Source organism: Streptomyces venezuelae, assembly GCF_008642375.1.
GTDB classification, from domain to species: Bacteria; Actinomycetota; Actinomycetes; order Streptomycetales; family Streptomycetaceae; genus Streptomyces; species Streptomyces venezuelae_G.
On record NZ_CP029194.1, the window covers coordinates 6752501 to 6769395 of the forward strand.

The following is a 16895-nucleotide window of genomic DNA, read 5'->3' on the forward strand; positions in this document are numbered from 1 at the left end:
AATAGTACCTGAAACCGTGTGCCTACAAGCCGTGGGAGCGTCGCTCATTGGGTTTACCCAATGGGTCGTGACTGCGTGCCTTTTGAAGAATGAGCCTGCGAGTTTGCGGTGTGTTGCGAGGTTAACCCGTGTGGGGAAGCCGTAGCGAAAGCGAGTCCGAATAGGGCGATTTAGTAGCGCGCTCAAGACCCGAAGCGGAGTGATCTAGCCATGGGCAGGTTGAAGCGGAGGTAAGACTTCGTGGAGGACCGAACCCACCAGGGTTGAAAACCTGGGGGATGACCTGTGGTTAGGGGTGAAAGGCCAATCAAACTCCGTGATAGCTGGTTCTCCCCGAAATGCATTTAGGTGCAGCGTCGTGTGTTTCTTGCCGGAGGTAGAGCACTGGATAGGCGATGGGCCCTACCGGGTTACTGACCTTAGCCAAACTCCGAATGCCGGTAAGTGAGAGCACGGCAGTGAGACTGTGGGGGATAAGCTCCATGGTCGAGAGGGAAACAGCCCAGAGCATCGACTAAGGCCCCTAAGCGTACGCTAAGTGGGAAAGGATGTGGAGTCGCAGAGACAACCAGGAGGTTGGCTTAGAAGCAGCCACCCTTGAAAGAGTGCGTAATAGCTCACTGGTCAAGTGATTCCGCGCCGACAATGTAGCGGGGCTCAAGCGTACCGCCGAAGTCGTGTCATTGCAGCAATAGGGCCAACGCCCGCTGTGATGGGTAGGGGAGCGTCGTGTGCCGGGTGAAGCAGCCGCGGAAGCGAGTTGTGGACGGTTCACGAGTGAGAATGCAGGCATGAGTAGCGATACACACGTGAGAAACGTGTGCGCCGATTGACTAAGGGTTCCTGGGTCAAGCTGATCTGCCCAGGGTAAGTCGGGACCTAAGGCGAGGCCGACAGGCGTAGTCGATGGACAACCGGTTGATATTCCGGTACCCGCTTTGAAACGCCCAATATCGAGCCCATTAATGCTAAGGCCGTGAAGCCGTTCCGGACCCTTCGGGGAAAGGAAAGTGGTGGAGCCGTCGACCCAAGGTGGTAGTAGGTAAGCGATGGGGTGACGCAGGAAGGTAGTCCAGCCCGGGCGGTGGTAGTCCCGGGGTAAGGGTGTAGGGCGTGTGATAGGCAAATCCGTCACGCATTAAGCCTGAGACCTGATGCCGAGCCGATTGTGGTGAAGTGGATGATCCTATGCTGTCGAGAAAAGCCTCTAGCGAGTTTCATGGCGGCCCGTACCCTAAACCGACTCAGGTAGTCAGGTAGAGAATACCGAGGCGTTCGGGTGAACTATGGTTAAGGAACTCGGCAAAATGCCCCCGTAACTTCGGGAGAAGGGGGGCCATCACCGGTGATAGGACTTGCTCCTTGAGCTGGGGGTGGCCGCAGAGACCAGCGAGAAGCGACTGTTTACTAAAAACACAGGTCCGTGCGAAGCCGTAAGGCGATGTATACGGACTGACGCCTGCCCGGTGCTGGAACGTTAAGGGGACCGGTTAGTCACATTTCGGTGTGGCGAAGCTGAGAACTTAAGCGCCAGTAAACGGCGGTGGTAACTATAACCATCCTAAGGTAGCGAAATTCCTTGTCGGGTAAGTTCCGACCTGCACGAATGGCGTAACGACTTCTCGACTGTCTCAACCATAGGCCCGGTGAAATTGCACTACGAGTAAAGATGCTCGTTTCGCGCAGCAGGACGAAAAGACCCCGGGACCTTTACTACAGTTTGATATTGGTGTTCGGTTCGGCTTGTGTAGGATAGGTGGGAGACTTTGAAGCCGTGACGCCAGTCATGGTGGAGTCGCCGTTGAAATACCACTCTGGTCGTGCTGGATGTCTAACCTCGGTCCGTGATCCGGATCAGGGACAGTGTCTGATGGGTAGTTTAACTGGGGCGGTTGCCTCCCAAAGGGTAACGGAGGCGCCCAAAGGTTCCCTCAGCCTGGTTGGCAATCAGGTGTTGAGTGTAAGTGCACAAGGGAGCTTGACTGTGAGACCGACGGGTCGAGCAGGGACGAAAGTCGGGACTAGTGATCCGGCGGTGGCTTGTGGAAGCGCCGTCGCTCAACGGATAAAAGGTACCCCGGGGATAACAGGCTGATCTTCCCCAAGAGTCCATATCGACGGGATGGTTTGGCACCTCGATGTCGGCTCGTCGCATCCTGGGGCTGGAGTCGGTCCCAAGGGTTGGGCTGTTCGCCCATTAAAGCGGTACGCGAGCTGGGTTTAGAACGTCGTGAGACAGTTCGGTCTCTATCCGCTGTGCGCGTAGGAATATTGAGAAGGGCTGTCCCTAGTACGAGAGGACCGGGACGGACGAACCTCTGGTGTGCCAGTTGTCCTGCCAAGGGCATGGCTGGTTGGCTACGTTCGGGAGGGATAACCGCTGAAAGCATCTAAGCGGGAAGCCTGCTTCAAGATGAGTATTCCCACCTCCTTGAGAGGGTAAGGCTCCCAGTAGACCACTGGGTTGATAGGCCGGATGTGGAAGCCCAGTAATGGGTGGAGCTGACCGGTACTAATAGGCCGAGGGCTTGTCCTCAGTTGCTCGCGTCCACTGTGTTAGTTCTGAAGCAACGAACAGTTGCTGGTTTCTAGAGCTAGAACATAACTACAGAGTGTGCTTGTTCGCTCGAAACCGATAGGGTTTCGGTGGTCATAGCGTTAGGGAAACGCCCGGTTACATTCCGAACCCGGAAGCTAAGCCTTTCAGCGCCGATGGTACTGCAGGGGGGACCCTGTGGGAGAGTAGGACGCCGCCGAACAATATTTCAGGACCCCTGGTCCCAGCGTTCACGCTGGGACCAGGGGTCCTTTTGTTTTTTGCTTGATTTTCCCGATGCGCGGCCGAGTGCCGGCTGCGCGAGAATGACTGCAGTACCCGAAGACAGGAGTCACCCACATGTCCACCAACTCTCCCGACGGCCGTCCGGAGCGCGAGCCGCGTCGCAACGACGGTGGCGGTGGCGACCGGGGCGGCTTCCGCGGGCCGCGCCGTGACGACAACCGGGGCGGCGGCGGTGGCGGCTTCCGTCGCGACGACCGGCCTTCGTACCAGCGCGACGACCGTCGTGGCGACCGCCGCGACGACAACCGCGGCGGCGGTTCCGGTGGTGGCTTCCGTCGTGATGACCGTCGGGATGACAACCGTGGCGGCGGTTCCGGTGGCGGGTTCCGTCGGGATGACAACCGTGGCGGCGGTTCCGGTGGCGGGTTCCGGCGCGACGACAATCGCGGTGGTGGCTCCGGTGGTGGCTTCCGTCGTGATGACCGTCGGGATGACAACCGTGGCGGCGGTTCCGGTGGCGGGTTCCGTCGGGATGACAACCGTGGCGGTGGCTCCGGTGGTGGCTTCCGGCGCGACGACAATCGCGGTGGCGGTACCGGTGGTGGCTTCCGGCGCGACGACCGTCGGGATGACAACCGCGGTGGCGGTTCCGGTGGCGGGTTCCGTCGGGATGACAACCGTGGCGGTGGCTCCGGTGGTGGCTTCCGGCGCGACGACAATCGCGGTGGCGGTACCGGTGGTGGCTTCCGGCGCGACGACAATCGCGGTGGCGGTACCGGTGGTGGCTTCCGGCGCGACGACAATCGCGGTGGCGGTACCGGTGGTGGCTTCCGGCGCGACGACAATCGCGGTGGCGGTACCGGTGGTGGCTTCCGGCGCGACGACCGTCGGGATGACAACCGCGGTGGCGGTTCCGGTGGCGGGTTCCGCCGTGACGACAACCGTGGCGGTGGCTTCCGTCGTGACGAGCGTCGTGATGAGCGGCCTTCGTTCCGTCGTGATGAGCGGCCCTCTTCCTTCCAGCGTGACGACCGTCGGGACGACAACCGTGGCGGTGGCTTCCGTCGCGATGAGCGTCGCGACGACAACCGCGGTGGTGGGTTCCGTCGTGATGAGCGGCCCTCTTCCTTCCAGCGTGACGACCGTCGGGACGACAACCGCGGCGGTGGCTTCCGTCGCGATGAGCGTCGCGACGACAACCGCGGTGGTGGGTTCCGTCGTGATGAGCGGCCCTCTTCCTTCCAGCGTGACGACCGTCGGGACGACAACCGCGGCGGTGGCTTCCGTCGTGACGAGCGTCGTGATGAGCGGCCTCCCTTCCGTCGGGATGACAACCGTGGTGGTGGGTTCCGTCGCGATGAGCGTCGGGACGACAACCGTGGCGGTGGCTTCCGGCGCGACGACCGGCGTGACGGCGACCGTGGTGGGTTCCGTGGGCGGGACGACCGGGGTGGCTACGGGGCGCGTGACGACCGTGACCGGGACCGTGGCGACCGTGCGCCGATCAAGCGGCTGCCGATCCCGCCGGAGGTCACCGGTGACGAGATCGACGCGGACGTGCGTCAGGAGCTCATGAGCCTGCCCAAGGGACTGGCCGAGGACGTCTCGCGCAACCTCGTCATGGTCGCCCAGCTGATCGACGACGAGCCGGAGAAGGCGTACGAGTACTCCCGTGTCGCCCTGCGTCTCGCGTCGCGTGTCGCGGCCGTGCGCGAGGCCGCCGGCTTCGCCGCGTACGCCACGCAGAAGTACTCCGAGGCGCTGGCCGAGTTCCGCGCTGCGCGGCGCATGAGCGGTGGCGTCGAGCTGTGGCCCGTCATGGCCGACTGCGAGCGTGGCCTGGGCCGTCCCGAGCGTGCGCTGGCGATGGCCGGCGAGCCCGAGGTGCAGAAGCTGGACAAGGCCGGGCAGGTCGAGATGCGGCTCGTGGCCGCCGGTGCCCGTCGTGACCTGGGTCAGCTGGATGCCGCCATCGTGACGCTGCAGAGCCCCGAGCTGGCGTCCGGCGCCGTTCACCCGTGGACCGCGCGTCTGCGGTACGCCTACGCCGACGCGCTGCTCGCCGCCGAGCGTGAGGGCGAGGCGCGGGACTGGTTCGCCAAGGCTCTGGAGGCCGACAAGGACGGCGTCACGGACGCCTCGGACCGGCTCGCCGAGCTGGACGGCATCGAGTTCGTGGACGCCTTCGACGATTCGGACGACGAGGACGTCGAAGATGTCGAGGACGTCGAGGGCGCCGAGGGCGCCGAGGGTGTTGCGGACGTCGAGGACGTCGAGGACGTTCAGGGTGCGGTCGAGGACGACATCGACGATGTCGAGGACGACGAGGACGTCGACGGCGACGACCGTTGATCCTTTGAGCACGTGAGAAGGGCGGTACCCCTCGGGGTGCCGCCCTTCTTCGTTTCCGGGGTCAGTCCAGCGCGAGGCTTCTCAGGACCAGGCCGGTCGCGGGTTTCGGGCCGAACGAGGTCGACTTGCGGGGCATCGTCACGCCTTGGCGGGCCAGGTCGCGTACGACCTCTTCGCGGACCGGGTGCATCAGGACCGCCGTACCGCCGCGGCGTTCCGCCTGGGCGACCGCGGCCTCCGTGTCGTGGATGTAGGCGATGTCCTCGGGCGCGTCCGGGATGTGCCAGAGCTGCTCCAGGAGGGCGGAGTGCAGGACGGTCGCGTCCAGGGTGCGCCAGGCCTCGGGGCGGTCCGCGCGGATCGTCCGTTCGAGGAGGGCGGGGTCCGGGCGGTCCAGGAGATGGAAGGCGCCGTCGCCCGCGAGGAGGAACGCGTTGCCTTCGGCCGCCGCGGTGGCCAGGGCCTCCAGGGCCACCGGCAGGGGGCGCTCGATCCGGCGTACGCGGAAGGAGTCGCCGAGGGCCGCCAGCGCGTCGGCGACCGGCAGGCGGTTGAGGAGGCGGTGGATGGCGCGGACCCGCAGGGGGTAGCGGGCGGTGTCGATGAGGAGGACCAGGCCGTAGTTCCAGGGGCCGGGAGCGGTGTGCTCGTCGCGCAGGCGCAGATACGTCGCCCAGCGGTGGTGGCCGTCGGCGATGAGGGCCTGGTGGCGGCTGAGCTCCTCGGCGACGGCGGCCTGTTCGGCCGGGTCGGTGACCGCCCAGAGGCGGTGGTGGAAGCCGTCCTCCGTGGTGGTGGAGAGCAGGGGCTCGCGGTGTACGGCGCGCTCGATGACGGCGTCGGCGCCGCCGTCGTCCTCTCCGACGTAGGTGAGGAGCAGGGGTTCCAGATTGGCGGCCGTGGTCCGCATGAGGGCGGCGCGGTCCTCGACGACGTGCGGCATGACGTCCTCGTGCGGGAGGACCACGCCCTTGTCCGGGGTGGAGAGCTCCAGGGCGCCGATGATGCCGCGCTGGAGGATGCCGTCGCCGTTCTGCTCGTACACGTAGAGCGCGGGTTCCGGGTCAGGGGCGAGGACGCCGTCGGCGAGCCAGCGGTCGAGGGTGACGGCGGCCTTGCGGTGGCGGGTGCCGGCGGTGATGGCCTGCGGGAGGATCAGCCGGACGATGTTGTGGGGGTCGGCCGATTCCAGATGGAGAAGTCCGTCAGGTCGTACGACGACGTCGTAGGGAGGGGACGTCACGGCGGCCAGGCTGCCGACCCGCTCGGGGACGTAACGGAGTCCGCGGAACGGGGCCAGACGCAGCCCTGCGTCGTCGTCGCGGACAGCGTCGGCCGCGTGACCTGAGGTGTTCATCTCGACATCGTATGTGGGCGTGGGCATGAGCGATGATCGGGGGAGCGGGGGAAATTTCACCCGGCGAGGCGAGGAGTGAGCGGTGACGGTGCGGAACGGCCAGGGGCAGCACGACGGTGGCGGCAGGAGGCTTCCGGGGAGCAGCGCGGTGGCGTTGAGCGCGGCGTACGACACGGCGCTCCTCGACCTGGACGGTGTCGTGTACGCGGGCGGGGCGGCCATCCCGTACGCCGTCGAGGCGCTCGGCGTGGCGCGCGAGGGCGGTATGCACCTGGCGTACGTCACCAACAACGCGCTGCGGACGCCGGAGGAGGTCGCGGCGCACCTCACCGATCTCGGTGTGCCGGCGGTGGCCGGGGACGTGGTCACCTCGGCGCAGGCCGTGGCGCGGCTGATCGCGGAGGAAGTGCCGCAGGGGTCGCGGGTGTTGGTCGTCGGGGGTGAGGGGCTCCGGGTGGCGCTGCGTGAGCGGGGGCTCGTGCCGGTGGAGTCGGCGGACTTTGAGCCGGCGGCGGTCGTCCAGGGGTACGGGGGGCCGGACCTGCCGTGGGGGCGGTTCGCGGAGGCCGCGTACGCGGTGCAGCGCGGGGTGCCGTGGTACGCCTCGAACACCGACCTGACGATTCCGGGCGCACGGGGGATCGGGCCGGGGAACGGGGCCGCGGTCGAGGTCGTGCGGATCGCGTCGGGGGGTCGTGCGGAGCCGAAGGTCGCGGGGAAGCCGCTGCCGCCGATGCACCGGGAGACGGTGCTGCGGACGGGGGCCGCGCGGCCGCTGGTCGTGGGGGACCGGCTGGACACGGACATCGAGGGCGCGTTCAACGGTGGGGTGGACTCGCTGCTCGTCCTCACCGGGGTGACGGACGTGGCGCAGTTGCTGGCGGCGGTGCCGGAGCATCGGCCGACGTATGTGGCGGCGGATCTGCGGGGGCTGCTGGTGGGTCAGCCGGAGGTCGTCGAAGGGGCGGGGGGAGCCGTTGAGTGTGGAGCGTGGAGGGCGTCCGTGAGCGGGGGCGAGTTGGTGCTTGAGGGTGCTGAGGGGGCGGATGTGATGGACGGGGTGCGGGCATTGTGCGGTGCCGCGTGGTCGGCCGCGGGTGACGGGGTGTGCGGGTTGGACGCGGGGAAGGCGCTGGCGCGGGTGGGGCGGTGACGATTCCTTGAGGATTCCCTGCACGGGGCAGAAAGTTGGGTAGGCTAACCTAACTCCGTGTTGGTTGAGAGTCCTTCCCGAGCGAGCGCGGATCCGACGCCCGCCGCCACGGCTCCGACGCGCCGGAATTCCGTCCGTGCCGTCGGGTTGGTGGTGGCCGTCGCGGTCCTGCTGCTGGTCTGTGTCCTGAGCATCATGATCGGTGCCAAGCCGGTGCCGCTCGGAGACGTGTGGCACGGGCTGTTCGAGAACAGCGGTGTGGGCAACGACGTCGTCATCCATGACGTACGCGTCCCCCGTACCCTCCTCGGGCTGCTCGTCGGGCTCGCCCTCGGGCTGTCCGGGGCCGTGATGCAGGGGCTGACCCGCAATCCGCTGGCCGAGCCCGGACTGCTCGGGGTGAACGCGGGCGCCGCCGCGGCCGTCGTCTCGGCCATCGCGTTCCTCGGGGTGGTCGACGTCAAGGAGTACGTCTGGTTCGCCTTCGTGGGCGCCGCAGTCGTCGCCGTCGTCGTCTATCTGCTCGGCGGCAGCCGCAGCGCCACCCCCGTGCGGCTGGCGCTCGCCGGGACCGCCGCGACCGCCGCGCTCTACGGGTACGTCAACGCCGTCGAGCTGCTCAACTCCGCTGCCCTCGACCGGATGCGGTTCTGGACGGTCGGCTCGCTCGCCTCCGCCGACATGGCGACGATCCGGCAGGTCGCCCCCTTCATCCTGACCGGGGCCGTGCTCGCGCTCCTCATCGCGCGGCCCCTGAACGCCATGGAGATGGGCGACGACACCGCCCGGGCCCTCGGTGCGAACATCAACCGGACCCGGGTCGTCGCCATGGTGGCCGTCACCCTGATGTGCGGAGCCGCCACCGCGGCCTGCGGGCCCATCGTGTTCCTCGGGCTGATGGTCCCGTACATGGTGCGGGCGATCACCGGGCCCGACATGCGCTGGATCCTGCCGTACGCGGCCGTCCTCGCGCCGGTCCTGCTGCTCGGCTCCGACGTCGTCGGGCGGCTCGTGGCCCGGCCCTCCGAGCTCCAGGTCGGCATCGTGACCGCCCTCATCGGCGGGCCCGTCTTCATCCGACTCGTCCGCCGCAAGAGGATGGCCCAGCTGTGACCACCAAGACCCTGCGGGCCGGCGGCGGGCTCTCCGTACGCTACGAGCCCCGGGCCGCGCTCTCCGTCGTCGGACTGCTCGTGCTCACCGTCGCCGTCGCCGTCGTCCTCATCGGCACCGGGGACTTCCCCATGACGCCGGGCGAGGTCGTCGACACGCTCCTCGGCCAGGGCACCGCCGTCCAGGAGTTCGCCGTCATGGACCTGCGGCTGCCGCGGGTCCTCGTCGCCGTCTTCGTCGGCGCCGCGCTCGCCGTGGGCGGGGCCGTCTTCCAGTCGGTCTCCCGCAACCCGCTCGGCAGCCCCGACGTCATCGGCTTCGGCCAGGGCGCCACCGTCGGCGCCCTCCTCGTCATCGTCCTCTTCCAGGGCAGCGCCGCCGCCGCGGCCGGCGGGGCCGTCGTCGGCGGGCTCGTCACCGGTGTCACGATCTACCTGCTCGCGTGGAAGAAGGGCGTGCACGGCTACCGGCTCGTGCTCGTCGGCATCGGCGCCGCCGCCATGCTCACCTCCGTCATCCACTACCTGATCACCAAGGCGAACCTGGTGGACGCGACCCGCGCCACCGTGTGGATGACCGGCTCCCTCGACGGCCGCGACTGGTCGCAGTTCTGGCCGCTGCTCGCCGTCTGCTGCGTCCTGCTGCCGCTCGTCCTCGGCCACGGCCGGGCCCTGCGCATGCTGGAGATGGGCGACGACGCCGCGTACGCCCTCGGGGTGAAGGTCGAGCGGACCCGGATCGTCCTCATGGCCTCGGCCGTCCTGCTCGTCGCCGTCGCCACCTCCGCCGCCGGGCCGATCGTCTTCGTGTCGCTGAGCGCGCCCCAGCTGGCCCGCCGGCTGACCCGGGCGCCCGGCCCCAACCTCGCCGCCTCCGCCCTCATGGGCTCGGCGCTGCTGCTCAGCGCCGACTGGATCGCCACCAACGCCTTCGGCGAGCGCCAGCTCCCGGTCGGCGTCGTCACCGGCATCCTCGGCGGCTGCTATCTGCTCTGGCTGCTCGTCACCGAACGCAAGGCGGGCCGGATATGACCACGAACAAGGACAAGGACAAGGGGAGCACGGGTATGGGCGGTCGGCAGAAGCAGCGGCTGAGCGCGGAATCGGTCACCCTCGCGTACGAGCAGCGGGTCATCGCCCGCGACCTGTCCGTCGAGATCCCCGACAACTCCTTCACCGTCATCGTCGGGCCCAACGCCTGCGGCAAGTCGACGCTGCTGCGCGCCCTCTCCCGGATGCTGAAGCCCGCCGAGGGGCGGGTCCTGCTCGACGGGGCGTCGATCCACTCGCTGCCCGCCAAGAAGGTCGCCAAGACCCTCGGCCTGCTGCCCCAGTCCTCGATCGCGCCCGACGGCATCACCGTCGCCGACCTCGTCGCCCGTGGCCGCTACCCCCACCAGGGACTGCTGCGCCAGTGGTCGCCGGAGGACGAGCGGATCGTGCAGGAGTCGATGGCCTCGACCGGCGTCGCCGAACTGGCCGAGCGGTACGTCGACGAGCTCTCCGGCGGGCAGCGCCAGCGCGTCTGGATCGCCATGGCGCTCGCCCAGCAGACGCCGCTGCTGCTCCTCGACGAGCCGACGACCTTCCTCGACATCCAGCACCAGATCGACGTCCTCGACCTCTGTGCCGAGCTGCACGAGACGCAGGGCCGGACGCTCGTCGCCGTCCTGCACGACCTCAACCACGCGGCCCGGTACGCGACGCACCTCATCGCCGTCCGCGGCGGCGAGATCGTCGCCGAGGGCCCGCCGTCCGAGATCGTCACCGCCGAGCTCGTCGAGCGGGTCTTCGGGCTGCGCTGCCAGGTCATCGAGGACCCGGAGACCGGCACGCCGCTCGTCGTACCGGCCGGGCGCAAGGCGCGGGCCCGTGACACCGGGGCGGCCCAGGCGCCCGCCCTACAGAAGTGAGCGCAGCTTCAGCAGGTCGCGGAAGCCGGCCTCCAGCCTGACCCGGCCGGAGGCCCAGGCCTTCGCGAAGTTCAGCTCGCCGCCCACCATCGCCAGCAGGTCGTCGCCGGTCATCGCGAGCCGGATCTGCGCCTTCCCCGGCGGCGGGCCCGGGACCGTGTCCACGACCTCGATCCGGCCGCCCGCGAGACGGCCGGTGAAGGTCGTGTCCAGGTCCGTGATGTGGCAGCTCAGGGTGCGGTCGAGCGCGGCCGCACTCCGCACGTCGCCGTCCGCCCGCGCGAAGCTGTCCGAAAGTCTGTCCAGTGCGCCACGGCACTCAGTGATCGTCGCCATCGCCGTCGACCGTACCCCAGGGCTTCGCGATAGCGTCGGGGGATGAGCGACGCGACGACCGAGCAGAGGCCCGACGAGCGAGAAGCCGCGGGGGCCGCCGAGGACCACGAGCCCGCCGTGCCCGCGCCGCTCGGCGTCGCCCGGGAGCTCACCGGCCACGCCGGAGTAGACGCCCACCTGGCGCGTCTCGCCGAGGTGGACCACCTCCCGGCGGACGGACACCTGGAGGTGTACGAGGATGTACACCGTGGACTGCGCGCCGAGCTGACCTCGCTCGACGCACACCCCGCCCCCCGTCCGCACGACAACAGGAGCTGAACCGAACGTGGCAGGAGTGGCACGCCGCCGTCTCGACGCCGAGCTGGTACGGCGCAAACTCGCGCGCTCGCGCGAGCACGCCAGCCAGCTGATCGCCGCGGGCCGGGTGACCGTCGGCAAGACCGTCGCCACCAAGCCCGCCACCCAGGTCGAGACCGCCGCGGCCATCGTCGTCGTCCAGGACGACTCCGATCCCGACTACGTCTCCCGCGGCGGCCACAAGCTCGCCGGGGCCTTCGAGGCCTTCGTCCCGCAGGGCCTGCGGGTCGAGGGCCGGCGCGCCCTGGACGCGGGGGCCTCCACCGGCGGCTTCACCGACGTGCTGCTGCGCGCGGGCGCCGCCCATGTCGTCGCCGTCGACGTCGGCTACGGGCAGCTCGCCTGGTCGCTGCAGAGCGACGAGCGCGTCACCGTGAAGGACCGGACGAACGTACGCGAGTTGACACTCGACGCCATCGACGGTGTGCCGGTCGATCTCGTCGTGGGCGACCTGTCCTTCATCCCGCTCGGTCTCGTCCTGCCCGCCCTCGCGGCGTGCACGGCACCCGACGCGGACCTCGTCCTGATGGTGAAACCGCAGTTCGAGGTGGGTAAGGAACGGCTCGGGACGGGCGGAGTCGTACGGAATCCCGAACTCCGAGCCGACGCCGTGAAGAACGTGGCCCGGCGCGCCGCCGAGCTCGGACTCGGTGTCCTGGGCGTCACCGCGAGCCCGCTGCCCGGCCCCTCCGGGAACGTCGAGTACTTTCTGTGGCTGCGGGCGGGCGCGCCCGCGCTGGATCCGGCAGATGTGGACCGCGCCGTGGCGGAGGGACCTAGTTGAGCTCGACAGCAGCACCATCGGGAACATCACGCACCGTCTTCCTGCTCGCGCACACCGGCAGGCCGGCCGCCGTGCGCAGCGCCGAACTGGTCGTCCTGGGGCTGCTGCGCTGCGGTATCGGCGTCCGCGTCCTGGAGGCCGAGGCCTCGGACCTGCCGCTGCCGCCGTCCGTCGAGAAGGTGCCGGAGGCCTGCTCCGACGCCCTCGACGGCTGTGAACTCCTCGTCGTCCTCGGCGGCGACGGCACGCTGCTGCGCGGCGCCGAGTTCTCCCGCGCCTCCGGGGTGCCGATGCTCGGCGTCAACCTGGGCCGGGTCGGCTTCCTCGCGGAGGCCGAGCGGGACGACCTCGACAAGGTCGTCGACCGGGTCGTGACGAAGGCGTACGAGGTCGAGGAGCGCATGACGCTCGACGTCGTCGTGTACGAGAACGGCGACGTCCTGCACCGCGACTGGGCGCTCAACGAGGCGGCCGTCCAGAAGGTGTCCCCGGAGCGGATGCTGGAGGTCGTGCTCGCGATCGACGGCCGCCCGGTGACCGGCTTCGGCTGCGACGGGGTGATCTGCGCGACACCGACCGGCTCCACCGCGTACGCCTTCTCGGCGGGCGGGCCGGTCGTCTGGCCGGAGGTCGAGGCCCTGCTCATGGTCCCCATCGGGGCCCACGCACTCTTCGCCAAGCCGCTCATCACCACCCCCGAGTCGGTCCTCGCCGTCGAGGTCGAGCCGCACACCCCGCACGGCGTGCTGTGGTGCGACGGGCGGCGGACCGTGGAGCTCCCGGCGGGCGCGCGGGTCGAGGTACGGCGCGGCGCCGTGCCCGTCAGGCTGGCCCGGCTGCACCACGCCTCCTTCACGGACCGGCTGGTCGCCAAGTTCGCCCTCCCGGTCTCCGGCTGGCGGGGCGCTCCGCACTGATCGCCCGCTCCCTCCGGTGGTCCCGAACGATCGGCGCGCCGGAGAGTTACGCCCGGGGCGATGTCGCATCGGACCAGGGAAACCTCGTATGGTCTGGGGCGTGCTGGAGGAGATGCGGATACGGTCGCTCGGGGTCATCGACGACGCGGTGGTCGAGCTGTCGCCCGGCTTCACCGCGGTGACCGGTGAGACCGGTGCGGGCAAGACCATGGTCGTGACCAGTCTGGGCTTGCTGCTCGGTGGAAGGGCCGACCCGGCCCTGGTGCGGATCGGCGCGGCCTCGGCCGTCGTCGAAGGACGGATCAGCGTGCCCGCGGGCGCGCCCGCGGCCGTGCGCGCGGAGGAGGCCGGGGCGGAGCTCGACGAGGGAGTGCTCCTCGTCAGCCGCACCATCTCGGCCGAAGGACGCTCACGGGCCCACCTCGGCGGGCGCTCCGTGCCCGTCGGGCTGCTCGCCGAGCTCGCCGACGAGCTCGTCGCCGTCCACGGCCAGACCGACCAGCAGGGCCTGCTCAAGCCCGCCCGGCAGCGCGGTGCGCTCGACCGGTACGCGGGCGAGGCCGTCGCCGTACCGCTCGCCGCCTACGGCGAGGCGTACAAGCGGCTGCGGGCCGTCACGGGCGAGCTGGAGGAGATCACCACCCGGGCCCGGGAACGGGCCCAGGAAGCCGATCTGCTGCGCTTCGGGCTCACCGAGATCGAGGCCGTCGCCCCGCGCGCCGGGGAGGACACCGAACTCGCCGCCGAGGCGGAACGGCTCGGGCACGCCGAGGCCCTCGCCTCCGCCGCCGCGCTCGCGCACGGCGCGCTCGCGGGCGACCCCGAGGACCCCGAGGCCGTCGACGCGACGACCCTCGTCGCGGGAGCGGGCCGGGCCCTGGAGGCCGTACGGTCCCACGACGCGGCGCTCGCCTCGCTCGCCGACCGGATGGGGGAGATCTCCATCCTGCTCGGGGACGTGGCCGGGGAGCTCGCCGGATACGCCGACGACCTGGACGCCGACCCGCTGCGGCTCGCCGCCGTCGAGGAGCGGCGCGCCGCCCTCACCCAGCTCACCCGGAAGTACGGCCAGGACATCACCGCCGTCCTCGCCTGGGCCGAGGAGAGCGCTGCCCGGCTCGGTGAGCTGGACGGCGACGACGACCGTGTCGAGGAGCTGACCGCCGAGCGGGACCGGCTGCGCGACGAGCTGTCCGTCCTCGCCCAGGGGCTCACCGACGCCCGCACGGAGACGGCCGACCGGTTCGCCGGGGCGGTCACCGCCGAGCTGGCCTCGCTCGCCATGCCGCACGCGCGCGTGTCCTTCGCCATCAGCCAGACCGAGGACCCCGACGGCGTCGAGGTCGGCGGCCGGCGGGTCGCGTACGGCCCGTCCGGGGCCGACGAGGTCGAGCTGCTGCTCGCCCCGCACCCGGGCGCGCCGCCGCGGCCGATCGCCAAGGGCGCGTCCGGCGGTGAGCTGTCCCGCGTGATGCTCGCCGTGGAGGTCGTCTTCGCGGGGACCGACCCCGTGCCCACGTACCTCTTCGACGAGGTCGACGCGGGCGTCGGCGGCAAGGCGGCCGTGGAGATCGGGCGGCGGCTCGCCAAGCTCGCCAGGACGGCGCAGGTCGTCGTCGTCACCCACCTGCCGCAGGTCGCGGCCTTCGCCGACCGGCAGCTGCTCGTCGAGAAGACCAACGACGGTTCCGTGACCCGGTCCGGCGTCACCGTCCTGGAGGGCGAGGAGCGGGTCAGGGAGCTGTCCCGGATGCTCGCCGGCCAGGAGGACTCCGAGACGGCCAGGGCGCACGCGGAGGAGCTGCTCGCGACGGCCCGGGCGGACGCGTGAGACGACTCGCGGCGTTCGGGGTCGCCGCGGGGGTGACGCGGGCGGTGTACGAGGGGATGCGCCGGTCGGTGGACGGTCCGCGGTGGACGCGGACCAACCACGCCGGGCGGAGCGTCGACCTGCACTCCGGGCCCGCGACGGCTCTCGGGGCGGCGGCCGGCAGCGGCAGCGGGCCCGTGGCGTTCGCCGTGCTGGCCGCCGCGGCGTGCGGGGCGTACGACGATGTGAAGGGCGATCACCGGCGCGGTTTCCGGGCGCACTTGGCGGCGCTGCGGGACGGCGAGGTGACCAGCGGGGCCGTCAAGTTCCTCGGCATCGGCGCGGTCTCGCTGGCGGCCGGGGCGCTGCTCAAGGAACGGCCCGTGGACAAGGTCCTCGCCGGGGTCGTCATCGCCGGCAGCGCCCATCTGGTGAACCTCGTGGACGTACGGCCGGGGCGGGCGGGCCTGACCGTGCTCGCGCTCGGTGCTCCCGGGCTGCTCCGCGGGTCGCTCGCCGCCGCCCCGATGGGAGCGGCCTCGGCGGTCCTCGGTGAGGACCTCGGGGAGCGCACGATGCTCGGCGACGCCGGGGCGCACGCGCTCGGTGCGGCCGTCGGCGGCGCGATCGCCGCCGGGAACGGGCGGTTCGGGCTCCTCGCGCACGCGGCGGGAGTCGTCGCCGCCGCGGCGTGGGGGGAGTGGGACGCCACCTCGCGCGCTCGCCCGAGTGGGTGAATCCTGGGACGGGTGCGGACGGCGGACGCCCTCCGTACAAGGGAACGACGCCGTTTCGGTGCCGGAACGTGCGTACGGTCGGCGGTACGGGCTGGCATCCTTGGGCGCGTGACACAGCTCCGTACGGTCCAAGTGCTGGGCGGCGGCAGCGCGGGCAGCAGCTCTCACGTCCGATCACTCGCCTCGGGGCTGGTGGCGAGGGGCGTGCGGGTGACCGTGTGCGCCCCGGCAGAACTCGACCGCCTCTACGACTACCTCGGTGCGGGGGCGCACTTCGTGCCCCTGCCGCGCCTCGGGGACCCCGCGACCGTCACCGCGCTCCGCAACGCCTGCATCGGCGCGGACGTGGTCCACGCGCACGGCCTCCAGGCCTCCGTGCGGGCCACGCTCGCGCTCTCGGCGCCGGCCTGCGGGTCGGCCTCCGTGGGGTCGGGGGGCGGGCCGACGTCCGGGAAGGGTCGTACGCCGCTCGTCACGACCTGGCACAGCCGGAACCACCTGGACGGGGCGCGGGGCGGGGTGCAGCGGCTCCTGGAGCGCAGGACCGTGCGGGCCGCGTCCGTCGTCCTCGGCACGTCGTCCGAACTCGTCGACCGGGCACGGCGGCGCGGGGCGCGGGACGCCCGGCTCGCGCCCGTCACCGTGCCGGCCGGGCGCGGGCCCGTCTGCCTCCACGACGGCAAGGCCCGGGCCGAACTGGGCGCGATCGACCGGCCCTTGCTGATGGCCGTCGGCGCGCTCGAACGGGGGCGGGGGTACGGGACGCTGCTCGACGCGGCGCGCTCGTGGCGGGACCTCGACCCGCAGCCGCTGCTCGTCATCGCGGGCGAGGGGCGCGAACGGGCCGCGCTGCAGCGGCGGATCACCGCGGAGCGGCTCGCGGTGCGGCTGATCGGGCGGCGCGACGACGTCGCGGAGCTGCTGGCCGCGGCGGACGTCGCGGTCCTCCCGTCGCGCCGGGAGGCCCGCTCCCTGCTCGCGCAGGAGGCGCTGCGGCTCGGTGTGCCGCTGGTCGCGACGGCGGTCGGCGGAGTCCCGGAACTGGTCGGGGACGCGGCGGAGCTCGTGCCGTACGGGGACGCTGTGGCGCTCGCGGGGGCGGTGCGGGGGCTGTTGGAGGACGCGGAGCGGCGGATGGACCTCGCGGCGGCGGGGCGGGTGCAGGCCGGGACGTGGCCCACGGAGGACGAGACGGTCGCTCATGTGCTGAGCGTGTACGACGAGTTGGCGGGCCGGCGGTAGCGGGAGGCGGGGCGGGTGAGGGTGATTCCCCCGCCCCTTCCCG

At 70.5% G+C, this 16895-nt stretch carries 13 protein-coding genes, 2 rRNA genes and 1 pseudogene (1 of these 16 cut by a window edge); 14 read left to right on the top strand and 2 right to left on the bottom strand.

The window, feature by feature from the left end; genetic code table 11:
• From DEJ46_RS30880 to DEJ46_RS39345, 4 genes and pseudogenes are all read left to right on the top strand, one after another.
• Positions 1-2536 (top strand): 23S ribosomal RNA (locus DEJ46_RS30880); it begins 586 nt to the left of the window's first position.
• Between the two features lie 106 nt (positions 2537-2642).
• A 5S ribosomal RNA gene (gene rrf / locus DEJ46_RS30885) occupies positions 2643-2759 on the top strand.
• Positions 2760-3166: 407 nt separating this feature from the next.
• Positions 3167-3949: pseudogene (locus DEJ46_RS40965) on the top strand (hypothetical protein); the annotation flags it as partial.
• A gap of 345 nt (positions 3950-4294) precedes the next feature.
• Positions 4295-5134, top strand: coding sequence for a hypothetical protein (locus DEJ46_RS39345; protein WP_223835515.1), 840 nt, complete (start codon positions 4295-4297; stop codon positions 5132-5134).
• 61 nt (positions 5135-5195) lie between these two features.
• On the opposite strand, the gene DEJ46_RS30895 is transcribed toward DEJ46_RS39345, so the two are convergent.
• Positions 5196-6491 (bottom strand): DUF1015 domain-containing protein, encoded by a 1296-nt coding sequence (locus tag DEJ46_RS30895; RefSeq protein WP_190622979.1) that lies wholly within the window; start codon positions 6489-6491, stop codon positions 5196-5198.
• Between the two features lie 82 nt (positions 6492-6573).
• On the opposite strand from DEJ46_RS30895, the gene DEJ46_RS30900 reads away from it, so the two are divergent.
• The 4 genes from DEJ46_RS30900 (at position 6574) to DEJ46_RS30915 (ending at position 10669) form a co-directional block, all read left to right on the top strand.
• Positions 6574-7644, top strand: a complete 1071-nt coding sequence (locus tag DEJ46_RS30900; RefSeq protein ID WP_150271640.1) for an HAD hydrolase-like protein — start codon at positions 6574-6576, stop codon at positions 7642-7644.
• A gap of 153 nt (positions 7645-7797) precedes the next feature.
• Complete coding sequence (locus DEJ46_RS30905) at positions 7798-8757, top strand: iron chelate uptake ABC transporter family permease subunit (RefSeq protein ID WP_174867352.1); 960 nt, start codon at positions 7798-7800, stop codon at positions 8755-8757.
• Positions 8754-9788, top strand: a complete 1035-nt coding sequence (locus DEJ46_RS30910) for a FecCD family ABC transporter permease (RefSeq protein ID WP_150271642.1) — start codon at positions 8754-8756, stop codon at positions 9786-9788. The genes DEJ46_RS30905 and DEJ46_RS30910 overlap by 4 nt, the downstream gene beginning before the upstream one ends.
• Entirely contained in the window at positions 9785-10669 is an 885-nt protein-coding gene (locus DEJ46_RS30915; RefSeq protein ID WP_411757792.1) for an ABC transporter ATP-binding protein, read from the top strand. Before DEJ46_RS30910 ends, DEJ46_RS30915 begins: the two co-directional genes overlap by 4 nt.
• Here DEJ46_RS30915 and DEJ46_RS30920 read toward each other — a convergent pair.
• A complete protein-coding gene (locus tag DEJ46_RS30920) occupies positions 10658-11005 on the bottom strand; it encodes an SCP2 sterol-binding domain-containing protein (RefSeq protein WP_150271644.1) in 348 nt (115 codons plus the stop codon). The genes DEJ46_RS30915 and DEJ46_RS30920 overlap by 12 nt on opposite strands.
• Positions 11006-11047: 42 nt before the next feature.
• On the opposite strand from DEJ46_RS30920, the gene DEJ46_RS30925 reads away from it, so the two are divergent.
• The 6 genes from DEJ46_RS30925 (at position 11048) to DEJ46_RS30950 (ending at position 16852) form a co-directional block, all read left to right on the top strand.
• The gene (locus tag DEJ46_RS30925) at positions 11048-11323 is read left to right on the top strand and encodes a hypothetical protein (RefSeq protein WP_150271645.1); all 276 of its coding nucleotides are present in this window, start codon (positions 11048-11050) and stop codon (positions 11321-11323) included.
• 7 nt (positions 11324-11330) lie between these two features.
• Complete coding sequence (locus DEJ46_RS30930) at positions 11331-12146, top strand: TlyA family RNA methyltransferase (protein WP_150271647.1); 816 nt, start codon at positions 11331-11333, stop codon at positions 12144-12146.
• Complete coding sequence (locus DEJ46_RS30935) at positions 12143-13063, top strand: NAD kinase (RefSeq protein WP_056650727.1); 921 nt, start codon at positions 12143-12145, stop codon at positions 13061-13063. Before DEJ46_RS30930 ends, DEJ46_RS30935 begins: the two co-directional genes overlap by 4 nt.
• A gap of 88 nt (positions 13064-13151) precedes the next feature.
• Positions 13152-14894, top strand: coding sequence for a DNA repair protein RecN (gene recN, locus DEJ46_RS30940; protein ID WP_150271649.1), 1743 nt, complete (start codon positions 13152-13154; stop codon positions 14892-14894).
• On the top strand, positions 14891-15610 hold the full coding sequence (locus tag DEJ46_RS30945; protein WP_150271651.1) for a hypothetical protein: 720 nt from the start codon (positions 14891-14893) through the stop codon (positions 15608-15610). The genes recN and DEJ46_RS30945 overlap by 4 nt, the downstream gene beginning before the upstream one ends.
• Positions 15611-15718: 108 nt before the next feature.
• Positions 15719-16852 (top strand): glycosyltransferase family 4 protein, encoded by a 1134-nt coding sequence (locus tag DEJ46_RS30950; RefSeq protein ID WP_150271653.1) that lies wholly within the window; start codon positions 15719-15721, stop codon positions 16850-16852.
• Positions 16853-16895: the final 43 nt, after the last annotated feature.

Bases quoted from the DNA above. Each gene is read 5' to 3' on its own strand.
- DEJ46_RS30895 (WP_190622979.1), bottom strand. From the start codon at position 6,491: ATGAACACCTCAGGTCACGCGGCCGACGCTGTCCGCGACGACGACGCA.
- recN (WP_150271649.1), top strand. From the start codon at position 13,152: ATGGTCTGGGGCGTGCTGGAGGAGATGCGGATACGGTCGCTCGGGGTC.
- DEJ46_RS30925 (WP_150271645.1), top strand. From the start codon at position 11,048: ATGAGCGACGCGACGACCGAGCAGAGGCCCGACGAGCGAGAAGCCGCG.
- DEJ46_RS30920 (WP_150271644.1), bottom strand. From the start codon at position 11,005: ATGGCGACGATCACTGAGTGCCGTGGCGCACTGGACAGACTTTCGGAC.
- DEJ46_RS30915 (WP_411757792.1), top strand. From the start codon at position 9,785: ATGACCACGAACAAGGACAAGGACAAGGGGAGCACGGGTATGGGCGGT.